The organism is Achromobacter insolitus (assembly GCF_002209555.1).
GTDB lineage: Bacteria > Pseudomonadota > Gammaproteobacteria > Burkholderiales > Burkholderiaceae_B > Achromobacter > Achromobacter insolitus.
Genome location: NZ_NJIF01000003.1, coordinates 375,783 through 401,232, shown reverse-complemented (window position 1 = coordinate 401,232; position 25,450 = coordinate 375,783). Strand labels below are relative to the sequence as shown.

The following is a 25,450-nucleotide window of genomic DNA, read 5'->3' as shown; positions in this document are numbered from 1 at the left end:
AACCATGAACAAGAAGATTACCGTCCTGCTGGCGTTTGCCGCCGGCACGGGATTGGCGCAAGCACAGGCGCCTTCGGCGGACGGCATATCGGACGGCGTCGTGCGCATCGGGGTGTTGACGGACATGTCGGGCGCCTATTCGGGCAACGTCGGCCCGGGGTCGGTACTTGCGACCAGGCTCGCTATCGAGGACTTTGGCGGCAAGGTGCTCGGCAAGCCGGTGGAAATGCTCTCGGCGGACCACCTGAACAAGACGGACGTCGCAGCGGGCCGCGCCCGCGAATGGATGGACCGCGAGAAGGTCGACGTGGTGACCGAGCTGGGCAACAGCGCCGTGGCCCTGGCCGTCATGAACATCGCTCGCGAAAAGGGGCGGATGACCATGGTGACCGGCGCGGGCGCCACCCGGATCACCGGTGAGGACTGCTCGCCGAACAACGTGCAATGGGTTTATGACACCTACGCGCTGGCCAAGGTGGGCACCCTGCCCCTGGTCGAGGCCGGCGCCAAGAAATGGTATTTCGTCACGGCCGACTATGCGTTCGGGCATTCGCTGGAAAGCGATGGTACGCGCTTCGTGAAGGACGGCGGCGGCACGGTCGCGGGAACGGTCCGCTATCCCTTCCCCGGCACGGACTTCGCTTCCTTCCTGTTGGCTGCCCAATCCAGCAAGGCGGATGCCGTGGCTTTCGCCAGCGCCGGCGCGGACCTGCAGAACGAGATTAAGCAGGCCCGCGAGTTCGGCTTGGCCGAGCGCCAGAAGTTGGTCGCGATGCTGATGAGCATCACCGACGTGCATGGCGTGGGCCTGGAGGCGTCGCAGGGCATGACCTTTGCCGAAACCTTCTACTGGGACATGGACGACGAAACCCGGGCGTTCTCGCAGCGCTTTTTCAAGGTGGCCGGCAAGATGCCCACCGCCTTGCAGGCCGGGCAGTACTCGGCGGTGCTCAACTACCTGCGCGCCGTCGAAAAATCCGGGTCGGACAACGTGGACGTGGTGATGAAGACCTTGCGCGAAATGCCCATCCGGGACGCCTTCGCGCGCAATGCCCGGCTGCGCGAAGACGGCAAGCTGATCCACGACACCTATGTCGTCGAGGTGAAAGCGCCAAAGGAATCGACCGCCGCCTGGGATTACTACAAGATCGTCAAGACGGTACCGGGAGACCAGGCATTCATGCCTCTGGCCGAAAGCCAGTGCAAACTGGTCAAGAAATGAGCGCGTCGCCGTTGCTGACCGCCGCCTTGCCCGCCTACGAGGTGTACGCGATCCGCTACGCCACCGTGGCGCGGCGGGCAGTGGACAATTTCCTGTCGCACAACGATGCGCACGACGGACCTATGCCCTTGGACTTCTATTGCTGGGTGGTGCGCGGGGGCGGCCGCACGGTGCTGGTCGACACCGGTTTCAGCGCATGCTCGGCCCGAGCCCGCGGCCGCGCCTTCTGCCTGCAGCCCGGCGCCGCGCTGGCACGGTTGGGCCTGGCGCCGGAGGACATCGGCGATCTCATCCTCACCCACCTGCACTATGACCATGCGGGCAACGTGGAGGCCTACCCCAACGCACGGGTCCATCTGCAGGATGCCGAAATGCGCTACGCCACAGGCCGCTATATGTGTTTTGAAGCGATGCGGCATTTTTTCTCGGCCGACGACGTGCAGGCGGTCGTGCGCCGGCTTTACGCGGGGCGAGTGCAGTTTCACGATGGCGACGCGCGCCTGGCGCCCGGCCTGGAGCTCTACCGCATCGGCGGACATACGCCGGGCCTGCAGGTGGTGCGCGTGCATACCGGCCGCGGCTGGATCGTACTCGCGTCGGATGCCCTGCACTACTACCGCAACTACACTGACCACAACCCCTTCCCCGCCATCTTCCATGTGGGCGACATGCTGGAGGGCTATGCGCGCATCCGATCGCTGGCGGATTCCGATGCGCACATCGTGCCCGGCCATGATCCGCTGGTGGCCAAGCGCTATCCGCGCATGGACGAAGAAGATGGCATCTATCGGCTGGACATGCCTCCATCATGAAGGAACCCGATATGCAAGAAGACGATTTCATTCTTGATCGCCTGGCCGACGCGGTGAATTCGCGCGAACGCCTGGTATGGCGCGGCCGCCACCTGGACACGGTGTTCCTGCTGGAGTCCGGCGACACCGCTCACCTCGTCACGGTGGCGGGCGGCCGTATCGAAGAGGTGCGGCGCGGCCCCTTCGTCATGCCGCGCTGGCAATTCGCGCTGCGCGCGCAAGCCGAGGACTGGGCCCGCTTCTGGGCGCCCAAGCCGGCGCCGGGCTTCCATGACCTGATGGCCATGATCAAGTTCCGCCGCCTGCGCGCCGAGGGCGATCTCTACCCCTTCATGTCCAACCTGCTGTATTTCAAAGAGGTGCTGGCCTGCCCCCGCACCCCGGGAGCATGCTCGTGAACCGACAACAAGCCGTATTCGAACCGGTCGTGGGACGCTACCTGAGGCTGCTGTTGGGCGGGCGCGAGCACCGCGTGTACGTCGAAGAAGCCGGAACCGGCACACCCTTGTTGTGCCTGCATACCGCTGGCGCGGATACCCGCCAGTACCGCGCGGTAATGAACGACCCGGAGATACTCGAAAATTTCCGTGTTATCGCCTTCGACTTGCCCTGGCATGGCAAATCCTCGCCGCCCGAAGGCTGGCACGAGGAAACCTATCGCCTCACCTCGAAAGCTTATGCCGAGGCAGTCCTGGGCGTGGCGGACGCGCTGGCGCTGGAGCGGCCCATCGTCATGGGTTGCTCCATCGGGGGGCGCATGGTCCTGCACCTGGCGCTGGAGCACGCGCAACGTTTTGGCGGCGCCATTGGCCTGCAATCGGGGGCTCATGTCGACCCCTACTATGACCTGGAGTGGCTCAATCGTCCCGACGTGCATGGCGGCGAGGTCTGCGCCGGCATTGTTTCCGGCCTGGTGGGTCCGGGCAGCCCCGACAGGCATCGCTGGGAAACGCTGTGGCATTACATGCAAAGCGGACCCGGCGTGTTCAAGGGCGACCTGCACTTCTATACCGCCGACGGCGACATCCGCGAACGTGTCGCGGCTATCGATACCCAGCGCTGTCCGCTGTGGCTGTTGACCGGCGAATACGACTACTCATGCACGCCACAGGACACCGAGTTCCTGGCAGGCCGCATCGCCGGTTCGAAGTGGCAGCTCATGGAGGGCATGGGGCATTTCCCCATGAGCGAGGACCCGGAGCGCTTCCTGTCGTATCTGCGTCCGGTGCTGAGAGAAGCGGCGGCATCGCGCGTAGAGAAATAACGCGAGCGGCGCCCGCCCGGCACCGCCCGCTGCGGTTCCGGGCCTAAGCCGCTGTTTCTCTCAAGGCGCGCAACAGCTCGTCCACGGGACGCGCCAACTGCGTGGCGTCGCGCACGCAGACGTAGAACTGCCGTTCGGCCCAGGCGTCGCGCAGGCGCAGCAGCACCAATCCCATTGCCGTCAGGTAGTTGCGGGCGATGCCCTCGGGCACGATGCCTATGCCCAGGCCCTCGCGGATCATGCGGCAGCGGGTTTCAAAGTTGGATACCTGCAGCTTGACGTTGGGCGGGCGCGAAAGCGTCTGGCCCGCGTAGGCCAGGAATTGGTCCAGCGAATGGCGCGGGAAATAGCCCAGCAGGTCGTAGTCCAGCGCATCTTCCAGGAACAGCTCGGTGCGTTCAGCAAGCGGATGGCCCACTGGCACGACAAGGCCGACGCGATCGCGGCGGAAGGGAAACGAGGCCACCCCCGGTACCGGGTGATCGGCGTGATAAATGCCGATATCGACCGAGGCTTCCGCCACCATGCGCGGGATGTCGTAGCTGTGCGCATCGAGCAGGTCCACGCTGACGTCACGGCGATCGGCGAGGAATCGGCCCATTACGCCGGGCAGGAACTGCAGGATCGTCGACGGATTCGAAGCCAGGCGGATCTTCGCCTGGCCGTCGGCCGAATAGCCATTGATGGCCGATTCCGTCAATTGCACGCTGCGCAGGATCGCCTTGGCGCGTTGATAGAGCAAGGCGCCCGCGGGCGTTGGTTCCACGCCGCGTCCGTGCCGATGCAGCAGTGTGCGGTCCAGGTGGCGTTCCAGCTCCGCCACGCGCTTGCTGGCGGCGGAAGTCACCAGATTCTCGCGTTCGGCCGCTTTCGACAGGCTTTTTTCTTCGACGGCCGCGACGAAGATTTCCAGTGCGGGAATGTCCAGCTTTTTCATACCGGCAATATACCGTGGCGCCACGCCATCAAGGAGGCTTCCACGTGCCCGATTTCTTCCGCCGTCATCCCGGCCTGGTCGTAGAAGCGCTGGCGCTGCGCCACCACATCGCGCACGTGGTCGAGGATGTCGCGAGCCACGGCTTCGGAACGCAGGCCGAAGCGCCGGTATTCGCTCAGGCAGTTCTGGAACGAGCTTTCCCGGCCGGCCTCGCCGATGTGGAGGTAGTGCTTGGCCGAGCCCTCCTGCGTCACTACGTCGAACAGCGGCGACAGGCGGTAGGTATGGGCGCCCTCATCCTTGAGGAAGCCCACGTTCTTGAGGTGGTCGTCGGTGTTGTGCACGGCCACGTTCAAGATCATGCGGGCATAGAGTTCTTTCAGGTCCTGCACGGGATTGGACGAGACGCGGCGAGTGACATCCGCCAGCCGCGCATAGGAATATGTCGCTTTGCCGCGCGGGCCGTCGAGTTCGCGTTTGCCGATACGCACCGAGGGGCTGATCAGGGAAGCGCCACTGAGGAAATGACGGCGGGCAACGACGGGGTCGGCTCCTTGTTCCACCGGCAGCAATTCGCGGTCGAAGCGATGCGTGAGCAGCACCGCGCCCAGATGCGTTTCAGCCAGCCGGATCTCGGGCACCGTCAGGCCGATGGCCCGGGCCATTTGCAGGTTGGCGTACTCGACGCGCTGGCGGTCGTAGGAGTCGCCCTTGCGCGGAAACTTGGCGATCCACATTTCGCCGTGCTCGTCGCGCACGATGGTTTTGGGACGCGCGCCGCCGATATCCCAGGAACTGCCGAGGATGTCGCGATACAGCCCCTTCGGCTTTACGCCCTGGTCGATGTCGGTCAGCAGGTCGGCCAGCGACTCCAGCTGGCTGAGCTCGGGAAGACGGTAGGTCTTGCGCATGTTCGGCGTGAGCTGGCGCGCGCTGAAAAAAAGCGCCCCCACGCCCATGCCGCGGCCCTTGAGCAGGACTTCGTCTTCGGTCACGCGGGCGCCGGCGTTGTCCACGCGCATGACGTTGCGGCCCCAGGCGTCGGGCGCGGCGTCGAAGATCGCGCCCAGCGTCTCGTAGCGGCTTTCCGTGCGGAAGGTCGTCCGCGCGTCCGCAAGCGGCAGGTTCAGCGGATCCAGGGCGAACGCCCTCGGATCGTTCACATAGGACTGCACGTAGGTGAATTCGGCATAGAAATGGCTTTCGTCCGAGTCGTCCAGCGTCAGCAGTCCGGCCAGTACGGCCTCGCCGCGGATGTCGACGTAGACGTACAGCTCGCTTTCCACCGATTTGTGTTTCTTGGATTGCACGATGTACGGACGCTACAGCAAGGTGGGATCGGCGCGGTGCGCATTTGGTGCCTTGGCGCTACCGCGGTTCGGGCGGCGCACGGCGTCCAGGCGCTTGCCCACGCCGTCGAGCTCGGGGTCGCCCAGGCCGTAGACCTGGTCGGCATAGCCGTATTGCAGCAGGGCTTCGATGGCCAACGCCAGCGACACGCCGCCGTCGCCCTTTTCCAGCCGCGTGATGGTGGCGCGGGACACGCCCATGCGACTGGCCAGCGTGGATTCGGTTTCGGCGCGGCGCAGCCTGGCGGTCCGGATGTTGGCGCCGATTCGGGCTAGCGCTTCGGCGGCTTCGAAGCTGGGTTCGATCTTCTTTTTCATGACTCAATAATAGTGCTTTATTGATGAATATGCACTATTAATGAGTCATTTTTTAACACCGCCTCGATTCATTAATGAAGCATATCTGGAAATTATGCTCCATTAATAGCGCATTTCTTGCAGAGCTACGTCACCACCGCTTGCTCCAGGCGCAGCGCGCCGCGGCTCGTATCCAGCGTTACCTGTGCGCCCAGCGGCAATGTCAGGTTCGGATCGCCGTGGCCGCTGGGCCACCCGGCCAGTACCGGAATGCCGCGCCCGCGGAACTGGTCGAGTATCAGGGGATACAACATCCCTTGAGCCTGGGCATCGTCCATGGACACGCCCAGAATGCGCGTGAAGTTGCCGACCAGCACGCCTTTCAGGTCATCGAACTTGCCCGCGGCCGCCAGTTGGCTCAAGAGCCGGTCGATACGTGGCAAGGCCTCGTTGACGTCCTCGATGAACAGAATGGCGCCGCGGGTGTCGATTTCGTGGTCGGAGCCGATCAGCGCCCCAATCAGCGCCAGGTTGCCGCCGATCAGGCGACCGGTCGCCGTGCCCGGTACCAGTTCCGTGGCGGTGGCATAAGGGGGCGGCGCGATCCACGTCCCCTGCCCCACTTGGCCGGTAATCATGGACAGCAGATGAGATTCGGTGGGTTCGCGCTTGCCGGCCAGCAAATCCTGCGCAAGCATCGGCCCGTGGAAGGTCACGAAGCCGGCGCGCCGCTGCATGGCCAGATGCAGCGCGGTAATGTCGCTATAGCCAATGAACGGTTTGGGATTCTGTCGCAGCAGGTCGAAATCCAGCTGGTCCAGCAGGCGCCAGGAACCGAAGCCGCCTTGCAGGCACCACACGGCGCCCACGTCCGGCGCCGCGAAGGCGGCGTGCAGATCCGCCAGCCGTTCGGCGTCCGTCCCGGCCAGATAGTCATAGGGCGCGTCCAGCCTTGAGCGCGAGGCCGGCATGACCTGCGGCACAAAGCCGCGCGCCAGCAACCATTCGGCCGCCTCATCCGCCGCATCGGGGGCGGCGGATGCGGGTGCGACGATGGCGATGCGCGCACCGGGTTTCAGCGCCGGCACTGCCGCGGCGGCGCCCGCCACCGGCGGCGCTGCAGGAGCGGGCCTGGCCGGTTGCGGTGTCCGGCGCGGTTGTGGCGTCCTGGCCGCGCAGCCCGCCAAAGCGGCGGACAGGCACAGCGCGCCCGCATTGATCAGAAAACCCCTGCGTCCGGAGTGCCGCTCCGGTCGCTGGCCTTGCGGCGCTTGTTCCATAGTCATTCCTGCTGCCGTCAGAAGCGTTCGTATTCCAGGCGATAGCGCCACTGCCCAAGAGCCAGTCCTGCCATGGGCAGGCGGCCGATGCGGATACGCCGCAGGGCTTGCAGGCGCAGTCCCACCGTATCGCATGCATATTCGATGAACCCGGGCGCGGGCGTCTTCAAGGCGAAGCGCAAGTGGGTTTCGTTCTGCCAGCTGACCTTCATGGGCGTTGCGGCGCGGCCTTCGTAGGCCACGCCGCGTTGCAGGCGCGCCAGATCGGCGGCGCTGAGCTGGCCGGACACCTGGGCCACGTACTCTTGCTCGACGTAGCGCCCTTCTTCCACCAGCTTGCGCGCCACCGGGTATTCCTGCGTATAGACAACCAGCCCGCTGGCCGCGCGTTCCAGCGGCGTGACGAGTTTCATGCCATTGAACATACGCTTCAGATAGCGTTGGCCCGAGCGGTCCCCGGGCATCAGGTTCTCGGGCAGGATCAGGCTGCGCGCCGAGCCGGGCTCGTCGTTGGCGTACAGGCCCGCGGGTTTGTGCAGCAGGATGGTGACGGGGCGCGCATCTTCCAGGCGCGCGCCCGGCAAGAGGCCGACGGATTGGCCCGGGCCGACCCGGAACCCGGGCTCTTCCACACGCTGGCCATCCACGGTGGCCCAGCCGCCTTCTATATAACGTTCGGCGTCGCCGCGCGAGCAGGACAGTTCCGTGGCCAGGCGCTTGGCCAGGCGTACGCTTTCGCTCATTGCGCCACCGTCTTGCGGATGGAGATTGCGAAACCGGGCCAGGAATGTAAGGCGCCGATAGGCGACGCCAGAGGGTGCATCATCATGAGGTATTGCCGGGGTGTTGCGGAAAAAGCGGGCCGTGCGCCCGCGACGTGAGGCAGATGTTACGCCCTTCCCTGGCGGCTCGCCCGCCGACGGAATGCGTCATCCGGTGCGTTGGCGCTCAGACCGGCGGGAAGCCTGCGCGTTCGGCGGGCGTCTGGCCGAGATCGGCGTCCGCGGTCAGCGCGGTGGGCGCTGGCACTTCGTCGATCCAGGCTTTGAGCAGCGTATGGGTTACCGCCAGGATCACCGGGCCGATGAACAGGCCCACGATGCCGAACGCGAAGAGTCCCCCCAATACGCCGACCAGTATCAGCAGCAACGATAGATTGACGCCGCGTTTGATGAGGAGCGGCCGCAGCAGGTTGTCCAGCATGGCCACCAGCACCGCCCACACCAGCAGGATCGCGGCGGCCAGCTTCATGTCGTTCTGGAACAACCAGACCACGCCGCCCAGCATGGGCAGGAAAGGCCCCAGCTGTGCCAGGCACAGCATCACCATCAATGCGGTCAGGATGCCGGCGGCCGGCACGCCCGCGATCCACAGGCCGATGCCGCCCAGGCCGGACTGCACCACGGCGGTCACTACGATGCCCAGCGCCACGGCGCGTATCGCCTGTCCGGCCAGCTTGACCGCTGCCAGGCCGCGCTGTCCGGCCAGCCGGTTGAAGAAGCGCCGCACGAAATCGACCGCAACTTCACCCTTGGTGTAGAGAATGCCTGCGACGACCACGGTGATCAGCATGTGCACCATGAAAGCGCCTACGATGGCGGCGTGTCCCAGCAGCCAGGCGACGGCGCTGGTCAGGTAGGGCTCCAGCCTGGCCAGCAGGCCGCCGGCGCCAGCGTCCGACAGGGTCTGCCATTCCTGGGCGATCTTGGGGCCCACCAGCGGAATGCCGTGCACCCAGTCGGGCGGCGCCAGTAGCGCATAGTCGGGCAGCCGCTTGACCGCGGCCATGATGGCGCCGCTATGGAGCGCCAGGGTTGAAATGACTTCATACAGCGGCAGCACGATGACGAACAGCAGGATGACCAGCATCGTCATCGTCGCGATCCAGCGCCGCCCGCCGCAATAGCGCTGTATCGCCTGCATGACAGGCCATGTGGCCACGACAATGGTGGTCGCCCAGACAAGGCCCGGCAGGAACGGGCGCAGGATATAGAGGCTGCCTGCCATCAAGCCGGCCAGGATCACGATGACCAGAATGATGCGGGCGAGATCGACCGTCTGGCGTGGAAGCGGATTCAAGCGCGGCTCCTGACAGGGCCGGCGGCCCTGAATCCCGACGCATCACCGTCAGCAGGCGCCTGCCTGCTGATACACGTGGATGCGTTTTTGACGAATTTATCCGATATTCCCGTGGACTTGTACAGAACCGCAGGAGGAAAATGGACCGTCGGGCAGATCTCGCGCCCGCGTCCGGCGCGCATCGTGCTGCCGGAAAGGATGATGACGGTTCATCGGACCCTCCGCGGATCGTATTTCCGGCAGGCTACTCCACGGAGGTTCTCCATGAGGATCCTGACCACCGCCGGCTTGTTGCTGGCGTTTCTGCTGGCTGGCTGTTCGGCGCCCAGTTCATCCGGCTCCAGCATGTCCATGAAGGCCGATCCGGCCAATTACCACGCTTCGAGTTTTGGCGAACAAAACAACGAGCCGTTCCAGGGCGTATATCCGGGTCATTAGGCCTGTGATCCCGCGCCAACCGCGCTCGCCGGCGCATTCTCCGGCCGGCGAACGCCCTGCCCTGGTCTTCAGGCGCCTTGCCCGGCTGGCGGGATAGGCGCAGGGGCGGCGGTTTCAAGCCGGGTTTGTGCCATCAGATGCCGGGTCAGTTCGCTCAATTGCTCGTCCTTCCTCTTCAATTGCGCCATGAATTCGGCCGACCGTAATTCTGCGGCGGCAAGCCTGGCCTCGAGCGCCTGTTCGCGTTCGCGGCTGGCTGCCTTTGCTGCATTGGCCGCCGCTTCGTCCGCCTGCAGGCGCATTTGCAGCGCCTGGACTTCAGTGCGCAACGCCTGCGCGCCCTGCTCTGCCTGCCGGCGCTGATCCTGTTCGAGCTCCAGCGCTTTGCTCGCCTGCGCCGTTTGCTGCTGGTGGACCGCCAGGGCTTCGTCCAGGCGCGCCTGCAAGCGCTTTACGGCGCTGCGTTCGCCGTCCAGTTCATTCAGCCAGCGACGTTCGTGGGCCGTATGGCGCGCCTCCAGTGCGTCCAACGCCTGGGCGTGCTGGGCGCGGACGTTGTCGGTCTCCGACAAAGCCGCCTGCGTGGCGCTGCGGGCATCTTCCAGCTGCAGTTGGACACGCTTGAGTTGGTCGTCGCGCTGGCGCAACTGCTGCTCGGCCGCTTGCAGGCGATCTTCGGCCGCCGCCAGCTGGGACGTCGCCACCCTGAGCGCTTCCTGCAAGTCTTGTTCGCGGAGCACGAGTTGGGCTTCGCGTTGCTGCAACTGCTCGGCGTCAGACGCGAGCTGCTCCCCTTCGCGCGCCAGCTCTTCCCAGCGTCCGCGATAAGCCTGCTCCTGTTGGGCCCGCGCTTCGGACAGAGCGGCTTCCCAGAAGTGAGCCGCTGCCTGCGCAATGGGATCGGGCACGGCCGCGGGCGCGGCAAATGCACCCGGATCCTTGATCCGCGTGCCCAATGAGCGGAACCAGGTTTCCAGATAGGGGCTGACGGTGTTGGGCGAGCCGCGGCCTATTTTCTGGCGCACCCGTTCGATGGTGGGCCGGGCGCCTTCCAGCAGCAGGGCGTCCGCGGCGCTCCAGACGTCAGTTTCGGTAATTCCCGTGGCCATGGGCTTGCTCCGTGCCGAATTCTGTATATGAAGGATAATTACCCACGATAATGGAACCTTATCGCTGGTAATCTGCTATATATGTTAGAGATCATACAGCATACATAATGAAAATTATAAATTTGGATTTTTCTCCCCTGCCCGACCATGACTGAGCTGAAACTGCAGGCGCCCCTCCCTGCGCTGGACCCACAGACCCTGGACGGCCAGGCCGAGACCGCGGCGCGCGCATTGCTGCGCGAAGGCAGTTCCGCCAACACCGTAGCCAGCTATCGCGCGGCGATTCGCTATTGGAGTGCCTGGTTCCAGCTGCGGTACGCGCGCCCTTTTGCCCTGCCCTTGCCGGAAACGGTGGTGATCCAGTTCGTGGTCGACCACGCCCAACGCTGGACCGAACAAGGCCTGAAATGGGAATTGCCGCTGGCGCTGGACCAGGAGTTGGTGCGCCTGAAGGCCAAGAGCCGATTGGGCGCGCCCAGCCTCAACACGCTGTTGCAGCGCATTTCCGTCTTATCCAAGGCGCACGAGCTGCACGGACACCCCAACCCCTGTCGCGGGGCCGCGGTGCGTGAATTGCTATCCAGAACCCGCCGGGCCTATGCGCGCCGAGGCGTGGCGCCCGCCAAGAAAGTGGCGCTGACGCGCGAACCGCTGGAGGCCATGCTCGCGACCTGCGACGATTCCCTGCGCGGCTTGCGCGACCGCGCTCTGCTGCTGTTTGCCTGGGCCAGCGGCGGACGCCGGCGCTCGGAAGTCGTGCGCGCGTCCGTGGAAAACACCAGGCGCACAGCCGATGGCTTTCTGTTTGCCCTGGCCCATTCCAAAACGAATCAGTCGGCCACGGTCCGTGCCAACGACCAAAAACCCATCGTGGGCGTCGCTGCCGAAGCGCTCGATGCCTGGCTGCGCGCCAGCGGCATCACGCAAGGTCCCCTGTTCCGCCGCGTGCGTCGCGGCGGCGTGCTCGGCGAACCCTTGGCTGCGGCCGCGGTGCGCGACATCGTGCAGGAACGCTGCAAGCTGGCGGGCCTGGAAGGCGAGTTTTCGGCCCACAGCCTGCGCTCGGGTTTCGTCACGGAAGCGGGACGGCAGAACGTCCCGCTGGGCGACACCATGGCCATGACGGGCCACGCCAGCGTGGCCACCGTGATGGGGTACTTCCGGGCCGGGGCGGCGGCCGAATCGCCTGCGGCGCGCCTGCTGGACGACCCAGACAGCCCGCGCGGGTAAAATCCCGCGCACTCGCCGCAACCGAATCCTGCCCGACACGATCCTCATGCGAATCAACCTCCGCGGGCTGGTGCTTGCGCTTACCGTGTTCAGTGCCCTGGCCGCCACCGCCAACGCCCTATATGCCAGCTATCGGGTGCAGCGCGAACAGCTCATTGCCAATACGCTAGAGTCCAATCGGGTCTACGCGGCCAAGCTGGCCGAAAGCGCCGACTCTTTTCTGGATTCCGCCCTGCAGCAATTGGAATACAGCGCGCGCCACGTGGCCGGACGCTTCGATGCGCCGGAATTGCTGAACACGGAAGTGTCGCGCCTGCGGGAGCAGACCGCCAGTTTCAATTCGGTCGCCATCGTCCGCGCCGACGGCATCATCGTGGCGGCCAGCCAAGGCATACGCAGCTACCAGGGAACCCGGGTCGACAATGCCGGCAGCCGCGTGGCGCTGCAGACACGCAAGCCGCTGATCAGCAAGCCGTATGTGTCCATCGCCGGCAATCTGCTGATCAATGTGTCGTATCCGATCCATTCAGACAGTGGCGCCTACCTGGGCTACGTGTCCGGCACGATCTACCTGCGCAATGACGGCGCCCTGCATACGCTGCTGGGCAGGCACCCGTACCAGGACGGTTCCTATCTTTATGTGGTGGATGGCGATGGCCGGCTGATCTACCACGCGGATAACGATCGCGTGGGCGAAGACGTCAGCAGCAACCCCGTGGTGGGGGCGGTGACGCGCGGCGAGCACGGCGCGCAACGTCTGATCAATACGCGCGGTGTGGACATGCTGGCCGGTTACGCGCCCGTGCCGCGCAGCGGCTGGGGGGTAGTGGCGCAGCGTCCGGCACAGGCCACGCTGGAGCCGCTGCACGACCTCACCTGGGCCTTGGTGCGGTACGCGGCGCCCTTCGCCATGGTCTTCCTTCTGGCGATCTGGTGGTGCGCGCGCAAGATCTCGCAGCCGCTATCGCAGCTGGCGACCAACGTCGAACACCATGATATGGCCGTGGCCATGCAGCGGGTGCGCTCGGTCAAGGCCTGGTACTTCGAGGCGCAGCGTTTGAAGCGCGCAGTGATACGGAGCTACACGAATCTGCAGGACAAGATCGGCAAGCTCAACCAGGCCAGCATTACCGACCCTTTGACCGGGTTGCGCAACCGCCGCGGCACGCGGCAGGCCGTGGATACGCTGCAGGCGGCGGACACGCCCTTTGCGGTGGTCGCGCTGGACATCGACCACTTCAAGCGCGTGAACGACACCTACGGGCATACGGCCGGCGACGAAGTGATTCAGGGCATGGCGCAGTTGATGCGGGACTGTTCGCGCCCGACAGATGTTCTTTGCCGCAATGGCGGCGAGGAATTCTTGATCCTGCTGCCCGGCGCGGGCGCGAAAGAGGCGGCTGGCATGGCCGAGCGCCTGCGCCGCAAGACAGAAGCGCGCCGCTTGAGCGGCGCGCTTGAGATCACCGTGTCGGCCGGCGTGGCGCAATGGCCCGCGGGCGGCGCGGACGTGGAAAAGGTCTTTCAGGCCGCGGATGCCGCCCTGTACGCCGCCAAGCAGCAAGGGCGAAATCGGGTGGTGATACACGCGGCCTAGCGCGTCCGGCTCCGCCACACGTATTCAAGCGTGGCGGGGCGCCGTGTCAGGCGTCCTTGTCCTCGGCCGAATCGGTGTCCGCGGGAGCGGACTTGATGTCCGCTTCTTTATTGGTCTCGGGCGCCTTCCAGTCCAGGGGCGGGATCTCGAAGTGCCACTTCTTGCCAACGAGTTGATGGGACATGAACGTTCTCCTGTTCAGGGCGCATGGCTTTCCCCGCGCAAAGCGCCATGCATGGGATTCGTGCGTGCCATGGATGCTGTTCCAATGGGTGCCATCGGGGCGCGGGGGCATGCGCGCAGGCAACGCAAACGAAAATGGCGGCCGCAGCCGCCAGCGACTTCAACTACCAGACCTTCAGTAATTTCAGCACTTGTTTTATTGTAATTTTGCTGAAAGTTGTCGTATTTTAGCACTAAATTGGCTGAAAAAGCAAGAGACTGGTACGCTCCCGCGTCCCGCACGCATGGCGTTCCGGCGAGGCGGCGAAGATGACGCAAATCCCCCCGTAGGATGACGCGATCGCCACTCCCCTGTCGCAGGCGCCATCAATACACTGGTTGCACGGCTTCCCAAGGAGACAGATCGTGACCCAGCCTCTCATCGAAGGCGGCTGCGATTGCGGCGCCGTCCGCTATCGCCTGGCCGGTCCCCCCATGTTCGTGCATTGCTGCCATTGCACCGTATGCCAGCGGCATTCGGGCACCGCCTTTGCCATGAATGCGGTTATCGAATCCGACCGCGTGCGCCGCCTGCAAGGTGAGTTGCGACGGCATCCCGCCGATAAGACCGCCAATGACGGCGAGACCGTCGTTGTCGTGCGTTGCGCGGCCTGCTCCGGTCTGCTGTGGAGCCATCATCCAGGCTATGGCGAAACGGTGGCGCTGATATACGCCGGCACCTTGGACCGCGCCGCCGACTTTCCCCCTGGCGCTCACTGTTTCCTGCGTTCCAAGCATCCATGGATCGGCATCCCGGACGACGTGCCGGCGGCCGACGAGTTCTACGACATGGACGCCTGCTGGCCAGAATCTTCCAAGCGGCGGCTTGACGCCGCGCTGGCCGGTAGCGAGCGCAAGCCCTGGGTTCCCAAAGGGATGAAGCCTTAGGGATTTCCCCCGTTTTGGCCCAAAAAGAGCCTGTTTTACGCATTGCCCGTCCTCCTGAAAGGTGAACGGAAGTTTGGATTTTTAGACTTCCGCGTTCATCCAAAAGTCAGCTTTTGTTCAGAACGTAGTCAGACAAAAGCACAACAACGGGAGGACTACAGATGCAATCCAAACGCAGCGCCGCGCGGCGCGAGGCTTGGGCCGCGGGCACGATGATCGTGCTGGGCCTGGGCGCCATCGCGCAGGCATCCACCTACAACATCGGCAGCCTCGCGCGCATGGGGCCGGGAATGTTTCCCGCCATCCTTGGCGTGCTGCTGGTCTTGCTGGGCTTGATGATTGCCCGCATGGCCGTCGCGCCCGCAGCCGCGGAGGAAGACGCCGAAGACGAACCGCCGCCCGACTGGCGCGGCTGGGGCTGCATTATCGGCGGCTTGATGACCTTCATCCTGGTGGGCAAGTACGGCGGCCTGGTGCCCGCGACTTTTGCCTTGGTGTTCATTTCCGCAATGGGCGACCGCCAACACACCCCGCGCAGCGCGGCGCTGCTGGCCGCGGGCGTGACCGTGCTGGGCGTGGCCGTTTTCTCCTGGGCGCTGCAGTTGCAGTTTCCGCTGTTCCGCTGGGGCTGATCGATGGAAATCCTCAATAACCTGATGCACGGGTTCTCCGTCGCCTTCGCGCTGGACAATCTGATGTGGGCCGCGTTCGGCGTGTTCATGGGCAACCTGATCGGCGTGCTGCCGGGCATGGGCGTGCTGGCCGCGATCTCGATCCTGCTGCCGTTGACCTACACCATGACGCCGACGGCGGCGCTGGTGATGCTGTCGGGCATTTACTATGGCTCGCAATACGGTGGCGGCATTACCTCCATCATGCTGAACTTGCCCGGCACCGCCTCGCATGCCGTGGCCTGCCTGGATGGCAATCCGCTGGCGCGCAACGGCAAGGCGGGGTCGGCGCTGTTCATGTTGATGTTCTCTTCATTTTGCGGCGCGTCCATAGGCATCCTGGCGATGATCCTGTTCTCGCCCATGCTGGTGGACGTTGCCTTCAAGTTCGGCCCCGCAGAGTACTTCTCCATGATGATGCTGGGTCTGCTGGCGGGCGCGACTCTCGCCAAGGGATCGGCGATCAAGGGCGTGGCGATGGTGGTTGTGGGCCTGTTGCTGGGTGTGGTCGGCACCGACGTCAACACCGGCACGATGCGCTTTCACTTCGGCATTCTGGAGCTCTCCGACGGCCTGCAGATCGTGGCGCTGGCCATGGGCCTGTTCGGCGTGGCGGACTTCCTGAAGAACATCAACCGCATTGGCGGCGATGCCAAGGTGACCACGGCAAAGATCAGCATGAAGTCGATGCGGCCCGAAGCCGGGGACATCAGGCAATCGCGCGGCGCGCTCGTACGCGGTACGGCCATCGGCGCGGCGTTCGGCATTCTTCCGGGCACGGGTCCCACCATTGCCTCATTCATTTCGTATGCCACGGAAAAGAAAGTGGCGCGTGAACCGCGCCGTTTCGGCCGAGGCGCCATCGAAGGCATTGCAGGGCCGGAAGCCGCTACCAGCGCATCGACCCAGACCAGCTTCATCCCCACCATGAGCCTGGGCATCCCCGGCGACCCGGTGATGGCGCTGATGCTGGGCGCGCTGATCATCCACGGCATCCAGCCGGGACCGCAGATGATGGTCGAGCACGCTGACATGTTCTGGGGGCTGATCGCCAGCTTCTGGGTGGGCAATGTGCTGCTATTGCTCTTGAACCTGCCGCTGATCGGCATGTGGGTGCGGCTGCTGACCGTGCCGTTCCGGTACCTGTTCCCCGCGGCGCTGTTTTTTGTCTGCGTGGGCGTCTACAGCACCAACAACAATCTTTTCGATGTGGCGATGGTGACCTTGTTCGGCGCGGCGGGCTATGCCCTTATCCGCATGCGCTTCGAACCTGCGCCGCTGTTGCTGGGTTTTGTGCTGGGACCCATGGTGGAAGAGAACTTCCGCCGCGCCCTGCTGCTGTCGCGCGGCGACCTGGCGATCTTCGTGTCGCGTCCCATCAGCCTGGGATTCGTGGTGGCATGCGTGGCGTTGATCGCCTTGCTGGTGGTTTCGGCCATGCGCCAGCGCAAGGGCCGCGAGGCCTTGAAGCAGGCAGAGTCGTCCGCGTAACGATGAGATGCGCGTAGCAACGGCCGACCATGCGAGGCCGGCCGTTTGCACGCGCTAAGCGTCAGGCGCGGTCAGAGGGCCCGCCGTGTGCCCATCAATGTGACCGAGCGTGCGAGCGGGATCAAGGCGGTCGCGCACGCGCTGTTTCAGTTCCTTGGCGGATGGAAAGCCGCCATCGCTCTTGCGGTCCCAGATCAGGTCGCCGTTGTAGGTGACCTGGAAAATTCCGCCGGTGCCGGGCTGCAGCACAACCTCGCCCAGATCCGTGGAGAACGTCGACAGGAGTTCCTGGGCCATCCAGCCTGCGCGCAGCAGCCACTGGCACTGCGTGCAGTAATGGATGACGATGCGGGGGCGGAGGGCGGGAGCGTTCATAGGTAGAAGATTCTACGCCGGTTCATGGATAATATCGGGTTTTCCCGGGTCTGCAATGGACCCCGAGCCTGCCATGAAGTCTGCATTATCCCCTCGCGGCCAACGCTGGCTGATCGGCCTCCTCATGGGGCTGGTCACGTTGACGCCCATGGGCATCGATATCTACCTGCCCTCTCTGCCCGCCATGGCGCTGGACTACGGCCAGCCCGTTACGGCGCTGCAAGCCAGCATCACCTTGTTCATCTTCGCCGTGGGCGTGGGCCAGATGCTGATCGGTCCGCTGGCGGACCGCTACGGCCGGCGACCCGTGGCGCTGGGCGGCGCGCTGGCCTATCTGCTGGGGTCGGCGCTGGGCGCGTCGGCCGGCTCGCTCGAGCTGTTCTACGCCGCGCGCGTCATCCAGGGCCTGGGCGCTTGCTCGGCTTCCCTGGTGGCTTTTGCCGCCGTACGGGATTGTTTCAGTCCTGCGGTCGGCGCCCGGGTGTATAGCTACCTGAACGGCGCGCTGTGTACCGTGCCCGCCCTGGCGCCCATGGTGGGCGGCGCGCTTGCTGTCTATGCAGGCTGGCGCAGCACGTTTGTTTTCATGGTGCTGTTCGCCTTGGTGCTGGCGGGCCTGCTGGCGGTCCGCTTCGAGGAAACGCGGGCTGCGCCCGCGAAAGCCCAGGGCGCGCTTTATAGCCTGCGCCGTTATGCGCCTATCGTGGCCAGCGGCCGCTTCCTTTACTTTGCCGCGTTCGGCATGGCGGGCATGGCCATGATCCTGGTGTTCGTTTCCGCCGCACCCGTGGTGCTGGTGCAGCAACTGGGCTATTCGGAACTGGGCTTCTCCGCCTGGTTCGGGGGGAATGCGGCGATCAACATTGGCGCCTTCTTCCTGGCCCCCGCCTTTATTTCGCGCTATGGGCGCCACACCATGGTGCGCGTGGGCATGGCCGCCCTGCTCGCGGCGGCCGCCATGCATATGGCCGCGTGGTTGTGGCTGCCCTTGTCGGCCTGGGCCTTCATGTTGCCGGTGGCGGTTCTGACCGTGGGCTTTTCGCTGGCGCTGGGTTCGGGGCTGAGCTTGGCGCTGGAGCCATTCGCTGAACGCGCGGGCACCGCGGCCGCGGTGTATGGGCTGTTTCAGATGAGCGGGTCGGCGGTTATCGCCACTCTGCTTCTTGACAGCGGCATGCCGCCGCAGACGGCCATGGCTTTGATCGGCGTCGCCATCGTCGGGCCCCTGCTCTGCCTGTCTCCAGGTATGGCGCGGAGGATCGCGGCGGGCTGATGCCCTCTCCCCGTCCGGGGGTTTCTCCCTCTACTATCCAGGAATAGCCCATCCTGGAGAAGACATGACTATCGAAGACGCCGCGCAAGCCCCCATCCTGGTACGCCAAGCCGAAGGCGGCGTCGTAACGTTGCGGCTGAACCGGCCGGGCCAGTTCAACGCGCTGTCCGAAGGCTTGCTGGCTGCCTTGCAAACCGAGGTAGACGCCTTGTCGCGCGAGGCCGGCCTGCGCTGCGTGGTATTGGAATCCAGCGGCCGCGCGTTCTGCGCCGGCCACGATCTGCGCGAGATGCGCAGCCAGCCCGCCCTGGATTACTACCGCGAACTATTCAGGAAGTGCAGCGCGGTGATGCAGGGCCTGCAGGCCCTGCCGGTGCCGGTGATCGCCAAGGTGCATGGCATCGCCACCGCCGCGGGTTGCCAGTTGGTGGCAAGCTGCGACCTGGCCGTGGCAGCCGATACGGCGAAGTTCGCGGTATCCGGCATCAACGTCGGCTTGTTCTGCTCGACGCCCGCGGTGGCGCTGAGCCGCAATGTGTCCGCCAAGCGCGCCTTCGAGATGCTGGTGACTGCGCGCTTTATCGATGCCGAGCAGGCCCGCGACTGGGGCCTGATCAACGATGCCGTGCCCGAGACGCAACTGGACCAACGCGTGCGCGCCCTGGTGGACGACATCCTGGCCAAGAGTCCCACGGCCATCCGCTACGGCAAGCGCATGTTCTACAAGCAGCGGCAGATGGCGCTGGCGGACGCCTACGATTATGCGGGGGACGTGATGGCGCGCAACATGATGGAGGCGGACGCCTGTGAAGGCATAGACGCCTTCCTGCAAAAGCGCCAGCCGCGCTGGCAGTCCTAGCGCCCTGCCCGCGGGGCGCTCCGGACGCGCAGTGCCGTCATGCCAGCGCCCAGCCGCCAGCCGCGGCCAGCAGCACCACCCAGACGGGGGACCAGCGCGCATAGACCAGCAGGCCGAACAGCAGCAAGGCCAGGCCGAAGTCCGCGCGGTCGCGAATGGCGCTGGTCCAGACCGGATCGTACAGGGCCGACAGCAGAATCCCCACCACGCAGGCGTTCACGCCCGCGATCAGATTGCGCACCCCCGGCCGTCGCCGCAGGCTCTCCCAGAACGGCAGCGCCGCGGCCACGAGCAAGGCGCCTGGCAGGAAGATCGCGACCAGTAATGCGAGCCCGCCGGCCCAGCCCGACAAGGGGCCGGGTGACATGGCGCCCAGGAAAGCGGCAAAGGCGAACAGCGGCCCGGGCATGGCCTGCGCCGCGCCATATCCCGCGAGGAAATCGGTGTTGGAGACCATGCCGTTCGCCACCGTAGCGGATTCCAGCAGAGGCAGCACCACATGGCCGCCGCCGAACACCAGCGCGCCTGCGCGGTAGAAACCGGAGAGCTGCTGTGCCAGCGGCATGCCGCTAAGCGCGGCCCACACCGGCAAGGCCGTCAGCAGCAGCACGAACAGCGCAAGTGCGGTGTACCCGGCGCGGCGCGAGATCTTCAAGGGCTGGACCGCCAACGCGGGGCGCGGCGGCACTTGCAGCGCGGCCAGGCCGGCAATCGCGCCCAGCAGGATCGCGCTCAGTTGCCCCAGCGTCGTTGGCATCAGGATGGTGATGAGCGCCGCCGCCACGGCCAGTCCGGCCCGCTCGCGGTCTGGACAAAGCGAGCGGCCCATGCCCCAGACCGCTTGCGCGATGATGGCGACCGCCGCAATCTTGAGCCCATGGATGGCGCCCGAGGCGGAAAGCCAGCCGAACTGCGCCAGCCCCAACGCAAAGAGAATCAGCGCGATGGCGGTGGGCAGCGTAAACGCCACCCAGGCAGCCAGCATGCCGGCCCAGCCGGCGCGCTTCAGGCCGATGGCCATGCCGACTTGGCTGCTGGCCGGACCCGGCAGGAACTGGCATAGCGCCACCAGGTCGGAATACGCATAGTCGTCCAGCCAGCGCCGCCGTTCGACGAATTCGCTGCGGAAGTACGCCAGATGCGCGACCGGTCCGCCGAAGGAGGTCAGCCCCAGGCGCAGGAACACCAGAAAGACTTCCAGACAGGAGCCCTGGCCAGCCTCCTCGCGCGCGGAAGTGGCGGGCTTGCTGGCGACATGTTCGTCTTGGGGTGAAGGCAGCGGCGGCATGGGATTCGGGTTCATCGACAGGCGGGGCATGAGGATACAGCCCTCGCCTCATGCTTATAGCCGGGCGGCGGAGCGGATTCAACCGCCTGAACGGGCCGGGCCATATGGCCGGTTTACCTCGCCAACGCGGCGCGCTTCAAACAACTTTACAAATACCGTACAAATATCGGTGGATTGGCCGGCCGCGCACCCCTAGGATCGCGAGTCCTCATCCCGCTTCGTCCCCCATGTTCAAGTTCGCGATCCGCATCTTCGTCGTCGCCGCCATCGGCTATGTCGCGGGGTCGCAGTTGGTGGAGCGCGGCCTGCTGTATCTGCTGGACGAGGTTAGCGCCGACTTGTCGTACCAGGCCGTCCGGGGGCAGATGCATGTACTGCGCAAGGAACTCGACGCCATTGCGCCCGCAGCTCGCGCCGACCGCCTGCGCGACGATATACAACCGCTCTACGGCCTGGGCCTGGGCCTGGTCGACGACGACAAGGTCACGCCCAGCGAAGCGGAGCGGCAGCAACTTGCCACGCTCGGCTTCATCATGCGCGACGATTACAACGTCTACCTCGCCCCATTGGCCGGCTCGCCCAGACAGTGGCTGGAAGTCCGCCTGCCGCGCGCTCCGGGGATCGAAAGATGGGTCACCGTCGGCGTCTGGACGGCGCTGAGCCTGATCGTCGGCATCATCCTGCTGCTGCTCTGGGCCCTGCCCTTGTGGCGCGACCTGGACCGGCTGCGCAACGCCACGCTGCGTATGGGCCAGGGTGAGCTTGGCGTTCGCGTGCGGCTGTCGCGCCTGGCCGGCATGCGGCACGTCGGCGAAAGTTTCAACCAGATGGCAGAGCGGATTTCGGCGCTGATCGAAAACCAGCGCAGCCTGACCAACGCCGTGTCGCACGAATTGCGCACGCCGCTTGCGCGGCTGTCATTCGAAGTCGCCCTGCTGGGCCAGGACGCGCAACTGCCCCGGCGGCACCATATCCTGCGCGATATGCAGGCCGACATCAACGAACTGGAGACGTTGGTGGCCGAATTGCTCGTCTATGCCCGGCTGGAGCGTCCCACCGACGAGACCGTGAAGCTCGAGACCGTGGACACCAGCGATTGGCTGGGCGAGGCGTTGGCCCAGGTGGCGCACCAGGCGGAGGCGCGCGCCGTCCGGTGTCATGTGCGCCCCGAGTATCCGCCGCGCGTGCGGCTGCATCCGCGGTACATGAGCCGCGCTTTGCTCAACCTGGTGCAGAACGCGGTGCGCTATGCCAGTCGCCACGTGGAGGTAGAGCTCAGGCGCTGCCAGTCGGGCGGCTTTGAACTCATCGTCGACGATGATGGCGGCGGTATCCCGCCGGCTGACCGGGCGCGGGTGTTCGAGCCGTTCATCCGCCTGGATGAAAGCCGCGATCGGGGCACAGGCGGCGCCGGATTGGGCCTGGCCATCGTCTGGCGCGTGGCGGCCAGCCACGGCGGCAGTATCGACATCCACGACAGCCCCTTGGGCGGCGCCCGTTTCGTGCTGCGCTGGCCTGCCTGAGCGGCCGGGCGCGCGCGCACCGCAGGCGCCGCGCATGGCCCAGGTGAAAACTCCATTTATGGCACTTCTGGCCTGGACCAACCTGGCGCATCCTGGCGGTACGAGATTCCCTTTTGCAACCCGTACCGAAAAGGCAGGAACATGACACAGCGGTTGAACTATTTCCAGGTGTCCGAGGAACAGTCCAGGAAGTATCTGGAATTCAGCATGTCGCTCAAGAAGACCCCCATCGTTCAGGAGGTGGGCCAGCTCGTGGATATCCGGGCGTCGCAGATCAATGGCTGCGGCTTCTGCCTGGACATGCACGTCAAGCAAGCCAGGATTGCAGGCGAGCGCGAATTGCGCCTGCATCATGTCGCCATCTGGCGCGAATCCACCTTGTTTTCGCCACGCGAGCGCGCGGCGCTGGCATGGACGGAAGCCGTCACGACCTTGTCCGCGCAAGGCGTGCCCGATGCCGTCTACGAAGAGGTGCGCGCCCAGCTATCCGAGAAGGAAATCTCGGACCTGACGCTATTGGTGGTCGGCATTAACGGCTGGAACCGCCTGAACGTGGCCTTGCGCACGGTGCCGGGGTCGGCCGATGCAGCCTATGGCCTGGACAAGGCCGGGCTGCACTAGGACTGCATCAGTTTCAGTATCCGCAGGCCCAGTTCATGGGCCTGCGCCTGCGTGGCGATATTGGTGAAGCTGAGCAGCAGGGCCGGCTGCTGCTGCGGCACGGCGTACCAGCGCGACAGCGCTCCCGCATACATGCCCTGCTCTTCCATGCGGTGCGCCAGCGCCACGTCGCTCTGGCCATCCTGCAGGCGCGCCACCAGATGCATGCCGCCCGGCTGCGGTTCGATCCGCAAGCGCTGCCCCAGCGCCGCGTTCAGGCCGGCCGCGGTCGCCGCGCGCCGTTCGGCATAGAGCCTGCGCATGCGCTGGATGTGGCGGCCGAAATGCCCTTCGGCCATGAAGGCCGCGAGTATCGCCTGGGTCAGGCCCGGCGCCGCGCCCGCCTGTAGCCGCGCGGATTGCGCAAACCGGGTAGCCTGCGCTTGAGGCACGACCAGATAGGCCAATCGCAAGCCGGGAAACAACACCTTGCTGAACGTGCCCGCATACAGCACCCGCCCTTGCGTATCCAGGCTCTTGAGAGCCGGCAGCGGACGTCCGACGTAGCGGTATTCGCCATCGTAATCGTCCTCGACGATCCAGGCGCCCTGGCGTTCGGCCCAATCCAGCAGCGCCTGCCTGCGGGGCAAGGACAGCGACATGCTCAAGGGGCTTTGATGAGCCGGGGTCACGATGGCGCCGCGCGCCCGCCCCGCCCGCGCCGTCCCGGCGCTGACCTGGATACCGTCCTGGTCCACCGGCACGGGCACCGGTTCCAGTCGCGCCTGCTCCAGCAGTGCGCGCGTGGGCGGGTAGCCGGGATCTTCCATCCAGACCTGGTCGCCTGGCTGGAACAGCGTCTGCAGGATGAGGCGCATCGTGCCGTTATAGCCGGAGGTGATGAACACTTGCGAAGGCTGGCAGTGGATGCCGCGCGCGACTTGTAAATAGGCTGCCGTGGCAATGCGCAGGGCGTCGAGGCCGCCGCTTGCGGGATAGGCGAGATCGGCGGATTGCAGGCTGCGCAGTTGCCGGGCCCCCAGACGGGCCCATAGTTTGCGCGGGAATGCATCCAGCGCCGGCAGGCCCATTTGGAAGGGGCGCACGCCGGGATACTCCCGCCAGCCTGGGCCGTCGCTGGACTCGTCGGACGCAATGGCAGGCGCAGGTGGCGGCGCGTGCTGCGGTTGCACGTCGGGAGCGACCACTGTGCCGGCCTGGCCGCGCGCCTGGATGTAGCCCTCGGATGCCAGCAGTGAGTAGGCCACTTCCACTGTGCCGCGCGCCACGCCCAGCTCCTTGGCGAGCGCCCGTGCCGAGGGAATGCGGTCGCCCGGCTTAAGCGTGCCGTGGGCGATGGCGCCGCGGAATCGGTCATAGACCTGACGATACAGAGGACCGGCGCCGCCGGCGGCAAGCGCTTGCGCATCCTGGGTCGGAGGGCTGATCATGGCATAGTCCAAAGTTCATTTTATGGCCCTTCTAATTATGGCATGCGCCTCCTAACATGACTGCACGCCCGTTCTGACACCCTTGTGCATTCATGACAGAAGCCACCTTGCGCCATCTCGAAACCCCGCAGGAATTGCGGGCATGCCTGCCCCTCATGCGTGAGCTCAGGCCACACCTGGACGAATCCGACGATTTCATCGAGCGCTTCGCGCGCATGCGCGGTCAAGGCTATCGCCTGTTGGCGGCCATGGACGCCGGCCAAGCCGTCGCGCTCGCCGGCTATCGCTTGCAGGAAAACCTGGTCTACGGCCGTTTTCTGTATGTGGACGATCTGGTCGTGGCGAATGGCCGCCGCGGCGAGCGCTGGGGCGCCAGCCTATTGCAGGCGCTGGACGCCACCGCGCGCGACAGCGGTTGTGCCCGCCTGGTGCTAGACACCGGTCTGGCCAACGCCCTGGCCCAGCGCTTCTACTTCCGCGCCGGTCTCCTGACCAGCGCCATCCGTTTCAGCAAATCCGTGGAAAACATCGCCTCATGAACATCCTGCGCATCATCTGCAGCCCGCGTGGCCGCGCTTCCGAAAGCTATCGACTGTCGCAAGCCATCGTCGAGCAACTGGTAGCCAGCGCGCCCGCCACGCCGGCCTTGCTGGACGTCGACGCCACCACCCTGCCGCTCGTCGACACCGATTACGCCGCCGCGCTGAGCGCGCGCCAGGATCCCACGGACGGCAGCCAGGATCGCGGCGCGTTGCGCCGTTCGACCGAACTGATCCAATCATTGCAGGACGCCACGCATCTCGTCATCGCGACCCCGATGCACAATTTCACGGTGCCTGCGTCGCTTAAGACCTGGATCGACCACGTGGTGCGGGTACGCAGCACATTCCAGATCACCGCCCGCGGCAAGGAAGGCAGCCTGGAGGACCGCCCGGTGTACGTGGCGATCTCCTCGGGAGGCGCATTCGGCGGCGGCGCGCACAACCAGCCGGATTTCCTGACGCCCTATCTCAGGCACGTGCTGGGCACGATAGGCTTGAAGAACGTGACGTTCTTTTCGGTGCAAGGCACGGCGCGCGGACAGGCCGCGCTGGACGAAGCGCGCGCGCGGGTGCAGGCCGAGATCGCCTTGCATCCCTTTGCGGCCGGCATGCGCCCGGAATTCCAGGCCGCATGACTGCGCCCGGGCCTGAGC

At 65.4% G+C, this 25,450-nt stretch carries 27 protein-coding genes; 16 read left to right on the top strand and 11 right to left on the bottom strand.

What is annotated here, in order from left to right:
• Positions 1-4: 4 nt before the first annotated feature.
• The 4 genes from CEY08_RS12040 to CEY08_RS12025 are packed head-to-tail and all read left to right on the top strand — an operon-like array spanning position 5 to position 3,298.
• Positions 5-1,222, top strand: a complete 1,218-nt coding sequence (locus tag CEY08_RS12040) for an ABC transporter substrate-binding protein (protein WP_042793575.1) — start codon at positions 5-7, stop codon at positions 1,220-1,222.
• On the top strand, positions 1,219-2,034 hold the full coding sequence (locus CEY08_RS12035; RefSeq protein ID WP_076813489.1) for an N-acyl homoserine lactonase family protein: 816 nt from the start codon (positions 1,219-1,221) through the stop codon (positions 2,032-2,034). The genes CEY08_RS12040 and CEY08_RS12035 overlap by 4 nt, the downstream gene beginning before the upstream one ends.
• 11 nt (positions 2,035-2,045) lie before the next feature.
• Positions 2,046-2,432 (top strand): hypothetical protein, encoded by a 387-nt coding sequence (locus CEY08_RS12030; protein WP_076813492.1) that lies wholly within the window; start codon positions 2,046-2,048, stop codon positions 2,430-2,432.
• Positions 2,429-3,298: an alpha/beta fold hydrolase gene (locus tag CEY08_RS12025; RefSeq protein WP_088607716.1), complete on the top strand. Its 870-nt coding sequence runs from the start codon at positions 2,429-2,431 to the stop codon at positions 3,296-3,298. The genes CEY08_RS12030 and CEY08_RS12025 overlap by 4 nt, the downstream gene beginning before the upstream one ends.
• 43 nt (positions 3,299-3,341) lie before the next feature.
• Here CEY08_RS12025 and CEY08_RS12020 read toward each other — a convergent pair whose 3' ends face one another.
• The 6 genes from CEY08_RS12020 to ydiK form a co-directional block, all read right to left on the bottom strand.
• Positions 3,342-4,235 (bottom strand): LysR family transcriptional regulator, encoded by an 894-nt coding sequence (locus CEY08_RS12020; protein ID WP_042793577.1) that lies wholly within the window; start codon positions 4,233-4,235, stop codon positions 3,342-3,344.
• Positions 4,232-5,545 carry a type II toxin-antitoxin system HipA family toxin gene (locus CEY08_RS12015; RefSeq protein WP_223306476.1) on the bottom strand — a complete coding sequence of 438 codons (1,314 nt, stop codon included), beginning with the start codon at positions 5,543-5,545 and terminating at the stop codon, positions 4,232-4,234. Before CEY08_RS12015 ends, CEY08_RS12020 begins: the two co-directional genes overlap by 4 nt.
• Positions 5,546-5,557: 12 nt before the next feature.
• The gene (locus CEY08_RS12010) at positions 5,558-5,902 is read right to left on the bottom strand and encodes a helix-turn-helix transcriptional regulator (protein WP_063640624.1); all 345 of its coding nucleotides are present in this window, start codon (positions 5,900-5,902) and stop codon (positions 5,558-5,560) included.
• Positions 5,903-6,027: 125 nt separating this feature from the next.
• A complete protein-coding gene (locus CEY08_RS12005) occupies positions 6,028-7,161 on the bottom strand; it encodes a S66 peptidase family protein (RefSeq protein WP_275300839.1) in 1,134 nt (377 codons plus the stop codon).
• A 17-nt stretch (positions 7,162-7,178) separates the two neighbouring features.
• Positions 7,179-7,904 (bottom strand): RNA pseudouridine synthase, encoded by a 726-nt coding sequence (locus tag CEY08_RS12000; RefSeq protein ID WP_076813494.1) that lies wholly within the window; start codon positions 7,902-7,904, stop codon positions 7,179-7,181.
• 205 nt (positions 7,905-8,109) lie between these two features.
• Complete coding sequence (gene ydiK / locus CEY08_RS11995; RefSeq protein WP_063640623.1) at positions 8,110-9,240, bottom strand: AI-2E family transporter YdiK; 1,131 nt, start codon at positions 9,238-9,240, stop codon at positions 8,110-8,112.
• A 264-nt stretch (positions 9,241-9,504) separates the two neighbouring features.
• On the opposite strand from ydiK, the gene CEY08_RS29960 reads away from it, so the two are divergent.
• Positions 9,505-9,678, top strand: a complete 174-nt coding sequence (locus tag CEY08_RS29960; protein ID WP_164793683.1) for a hypothetical protein — start codon at positions 9,505-9,507, stop codon at positions 9,676-9,678.
• A gap of 68 nt (positions 9,679-9,746) precedes the next feature.
• On the opposite strand, the gene CEY08_RS11990 is transcribed toward CEY08_RS29960, so the two are convergent.
• Positions 9,747-10,787: a DNA-binding protein gene (locus CEY08_RS11990; protein ID WP_042793580.1), complete on the bottom strand. Its 1,041-nt coding sequence runs from the start codon at positions 10,785-10,787 to the stop codon at positions 9,747-9,749.
• Positions 10,788-10,934: 147 nt separating this feature from the next.
• On the opposite strand from CEY08_RS11990, the gene CEY08_RS11985 reads away from it, so the two are divergent.
• Together CEY08_RS11985 and CEY08_RS11980 are read left to right on the top strand one after the other, a co-directional pair.
• Positions 10,935-12,017, top strand: coding sequence for a site-specific integrase (locus tag CEY08_RS11985; protein WP_076813497.1), 1,083 nt, complete (start codon positions 10,935-10,937; stop codon positions 12,015-12,017).
• A 46-nt stretch (positions 12,018-12,063) separates the two neighbouring features.
• Entirely contained in the window at positions 12,064-13,614 is a 1,551-nt protein-coding gene (locus CEY08_RS11980) for a sensor domain-containing diguanylate cyclase (RefSeq protein ID WP_076813499.1), read from the top strand.
• A gap of 46 nt (positions 13,615-13,660) precedes the next feature.
• Here CEY08_RS11980 and CEY08_RS29955 read toward each other — a convergent pair whose 3' ends face one another.
• Positions 13,661-13,798 (bottom strand): hypothetical protein, encoded by a 138-nt coding sequence (locus CEY08_RS29955; RefSeq protein ID WP_164793686.1) that lies wholly within the window; start codon positions 13,796-13,798, stop codon positions 13,661-13,663.
• Between the two features lie 404 nt (positions 13,799-14,202).
• Here CEY08_RS29955 and CEY08_RS11975 point away from each other — a divergent pair, with 404 nt between their 5' ends.
• From CEY08_RS11975 to CEY08_RS11965, 3 genes are all read left to right on the top strand, one after another.
• Positions 14,203-14,724, top strand: a complete 522-nt coding sequence (locus CEY08_RS11975; protein ID WP_197723184.1) for a GFA family protein — start codon at positions 14,203-14,205, stop codon at positions 14,722-14,724.
• Between the two features lie 161 nt (positions 14,725-14,885).
• Positions 14,886-15,356: a tripartite tricarboxylate transporter TctB family protein gene (locus CEY08_RS11970; RefSeq protein WP_042793582.1), complete on the top strand. Its 471-nt coding sequence runs from the start codon at positions 14,886-14,888 to the stop codon at positions 15,354-15,356.
• Between the two features lie 3 nt (positions 15,357-15,359).
• Entirely contained in the window at positions 15,360-16,886 is a 1,527-nt protein-coding gene (locus tag CEY08_RS11965) for a tripartite tricarboxylate transporter permease (protein WP_076813501.1), read from the top strand.
• 54 nt (positions 16,887-16,940) lie between these two features.
• Here CEY08_RS11965 and CEY08_RS11960 read toward each other — a convergent pair whose 3' ends face one another.
• Entirely contained in the window at positions 16,941-17,261 is a 321-nt protein-coding gene (locus CEY08_RS11960) for an Rdx family protein (protein ID WP_042793584.1), read from the bottom strand.
• A gap of 73 nt (positions 17,262-17,334) precedes the next feature.
• Between CEY08_RS11960 and CEY08_RS11955 the strand changes: the two genes are divergently transcribed.
• Positions 17,335-18,534: a multidrug effflux MFS transporter gene (locus CEY08_RS11955; protein WP_076817686.1), complete on the top strand. Its 1,200-nt coding sequence runs from the start codon at positions 17,335-17,337 to the stop codon at positions 18,532-18,534.
• 64 nt (positions 18,535-18,598) lie between these two features.
• Positions 18,599-19,393, top strand: coding sequence for an enoyl-CoA hydratase (locus CEY08_RS11950; RefSeq protein WP_076813503.1), 795 nt, complete (start codon positions 18,599-18,601; stop codon positions 19,391-19,393).
• Between the two features lie 37 nt (positions 19,394-19,430).
• Here the strand turns inward: CEY08_RS11950 and chrA are convergent, their stop codons facing one another.
• Complete coding sequence (gene chrA / locus CEY08_RS11945) at positions 19,431-20,681, bottom strand: chromate efflux transporter (RefSeq protein WP_076817688.1); 1,251 nt, start codon at positions 20,679-20,681, stop codon at positions 19,431-19,433.
• Between the two features lie 227 nt (positions 20,682-20,908).
• On the opposite strand from chrA, the gene CEY08_RS11940 reads away from it, so the two are divergent.
• Entirely contained in the window at positions 20,909-22,204 is a 1,296-nt protein-coding gene (locus tag CEY08_RS11940) for an ATP-binding protein (RefSeq protein ID WP_042793586.1), read from the top strand.
• 141 nt (positions 22,205-22,345) lie between these two features.
• Positions 22,346-22,825 carry a carboxymuconolactone decarboxylase family protein gene (locus tag CEY08_RS11935; protein WP_042793587.1) on the top strand — a complete coding sequence of 160 codons (480 nt, stop codon included), beginning with the start codon at positions 22,346-22,348 and terminating at the stop codon, positions 22,823-22,825.
• Here the strand turns inward: CEY08_RS11935 and pdxR are convergent.
• Positions 22,822-24,255 carry a MocR-like pyridoxine biosynthesis transcription factor PdxR gene (pdxR, locus tag CEY08_RS11930; protein WP_076817690.1) on the bottom strand — a complete coding sequence of 478 codons (1,434 nt, stop codon included), beginning with the start codon at positions 24,253-24,255 and terminating at the stop codon, positions 22,822-22,824. The two genes, CEY08_RS11935 and pdxR, sit on opposite strands and share 4 nt — an antisense overlap.
• Positions 24,256-24,347: 92 nt before the next feature.
• Between pdxR and CEY08_RS11925 the strand changes: the two genes are divergently transcribed.
• Both CEY08_RS11925 and CEY08_RS11920 read left to right on the top strand, forming a co-directional pair.
• Positions 24,348-24,794: a GNAT family N-acetyltransferase gene (locus CEY08_RS11925; protein ID WP_076813506.1), complete on the top strand. Its 447-nt coding sequence runs from the start codon at positions 24,348-24,350 to the stop codon at positions 24,792-24,794.
• A complete protein-coding gene (locus CEY08_RS11920) occupies positions 24,791-25,432 on the top strand; it encodes an FMN-dependent NADH-azoreductase (protein WP_063962620.1) in 642 nt (213 codons plus the stop codon). Before CEY08_RS11925 ends, CEY08_RS11920 begins: the two co-directional genes overlap by 4 nt.
• The last annotated feature ends 18 nt before the right edge of the window (positions 25,433-25,450 follow it).

Bases quoted from the DNA above. Each gene is read 5' to 3' on its own strand.
- CEY08_RS11980 (WP_076813499.1), top strand. From the start codon at position 12,064: ATGCGAATCAACCTCCGCGGGCTGGTGCTTGCGCTTACCGTGTTCAGT.
- CEY08_RS12035 (WP_076813489.1), top strand. From the start codon at position 1,219: ATGAGCGCGTCGCCGTTGCTGACCGCCGCCTTGCCCGCCTACGAGGTG.
- CEY08_RS11970 (WP_042793582.1), top strand. From the start codon at position 14,886: ATGCAATCCAAACGCAGCGCCGCGCGGCGCGAGGCTTGGGCCGCGGGC.
- CEY08_RS12010 (WP_063640624.1), bottom strand. From the start codon at position 5,902: ATGAAAAAGAAGATCGAACCCAGCTTCGAAGCCGCCGAAGCGCTAGCC.
- CEY08_RS29955 (WP_164793686.1), bottom strand. From the start codon at position 13,798: ATGTCCCATCAACTCGTTGGCAAGAAGTGGCACTTCGAGATCCCGCCC.
- CEY08_RS11990 (WP_042793580.1), bottom strand. From the start codon at position 10,787: ATGGCCACGGGAATTACCGAAACTGACGTCTGGAGCGCCGCGGACGCC.
- CEY08_RS11965 (WP_076813501.1), top strand. From the start codon at position 15,360: ATGGAAATCCTCAATAACCTGATGCACGGGTTCTCCGTCGCCTTCGCG.
- CEY08_RS12030 (WP_076813492.1), top strand. From the start codon at position 2,046: ATGCAAGAAGACGATTTCATTCTTGATCGCCTGGCCGACGCGGTGAAT.
- CEY08_RS12040 (WP_042793575.1), top strand. From the start codon at position 5: ATGAACAAGAAGATTACCGTCCTGCTGGCGTTTGCCGCCGGCACGGGA.
- CEY08_RS11920 (WP_063962620.1), top strand. From the start codon at position 24,791: ATGAACATCCTGCGCATCATCTGCAGCCCGCGTGGCCGCGCTTCCGAA.
- pdxR (WP_076817690.1), bottom strand. From the start codon at position 24,255: ATGATCAGCCCTCCGACCCAGGATGCGCAAGCGCTTGCCGCCGGCGGC.
- CEY08_RS11935 (WP_042793587.1), top strand. From the start codon at position 22,346: ATGACACAGCGGTTGAACTATTTCCAGGTGTCCGAGGAACAGTCCAGG.
- CEY08_RS11950 (WP_076813503.1), top strand. From the start codon at position 18,599: ATGACTATCGAAGACGCCGCGCAAGCCCCCATCCTGGTACGCCAAGCC.
- CEY08_RS29960 (WP_164793683.1), top strand. From the start codon at position 9,505: ATGAGGATCCTGACCACCGCCGGCTTGTTGCTGGCGTTTCTGCTGGCT.
- chrA (WP_076817688.1), bottom strand. From the start codon at position 20,681: ATGCCGCCGCTGCCTTCACCCCAAGACGAACATGTCGCCAGCAAGCCC.
- CEY08_RS12000 (WP_076813494.1), bottom strand. From the start codon at position 7,904: ATGAGCGAAAGCGTACGCCTGGCCAAGCGCCTGGCCACGGAACTGTCC.
- CEY08_RS11955 (WP_076817686.1), top strand. From the start codon at position 17,335: ATGAAGTCTGCATTATCCCCTCGCGGCCAACGCTGGCTGATCGGCCTC.
- CEY08_RS11960 (WP_042793584.1), bottom strand. From the start codon at position 17,261: ATGAACGCTCCCGCCCTCCGCCCCCGCATCGTCATCCATTACTGCACG.
- CEY08_RS11940 (WP_042793586.1), top strand. From the start codon at position 20,909: ATGTTCAAGTTCGCGATCCGCATCTTCGTCGTCGCCGCCATCGGCTAT.
- CEY08_RS11925 (WP_076813506.1), top strand. From the start codon at position 24,348: ATGACAGAAGCCACCTTGCGCCATCTCGAAACCCCGCAGGAATTGCGG.
- CEY08_RS12020 (WP_042793577.1), bottom strand. From the start codon at position 4,235: ATGAAAAAGCTGGACATTCCCGCACTGGAAATCTTCGTCGCGGCCGTC.
- CEY08_RS12005 (WP_275300839.1), bottom strand. From the start codon at position 7,161: ATGGAACAAGCGCCGCAAGGCCAGCGACCGGAGCGGCACTCCGGACGC.
- CEY08_RS11985 (WP_076813497.1), top strand. From the start codon at position 10,935: ATGACTGAGCTGAAACTGCAGGCGCCCCTCCCTGCGCTGGACCCACAG.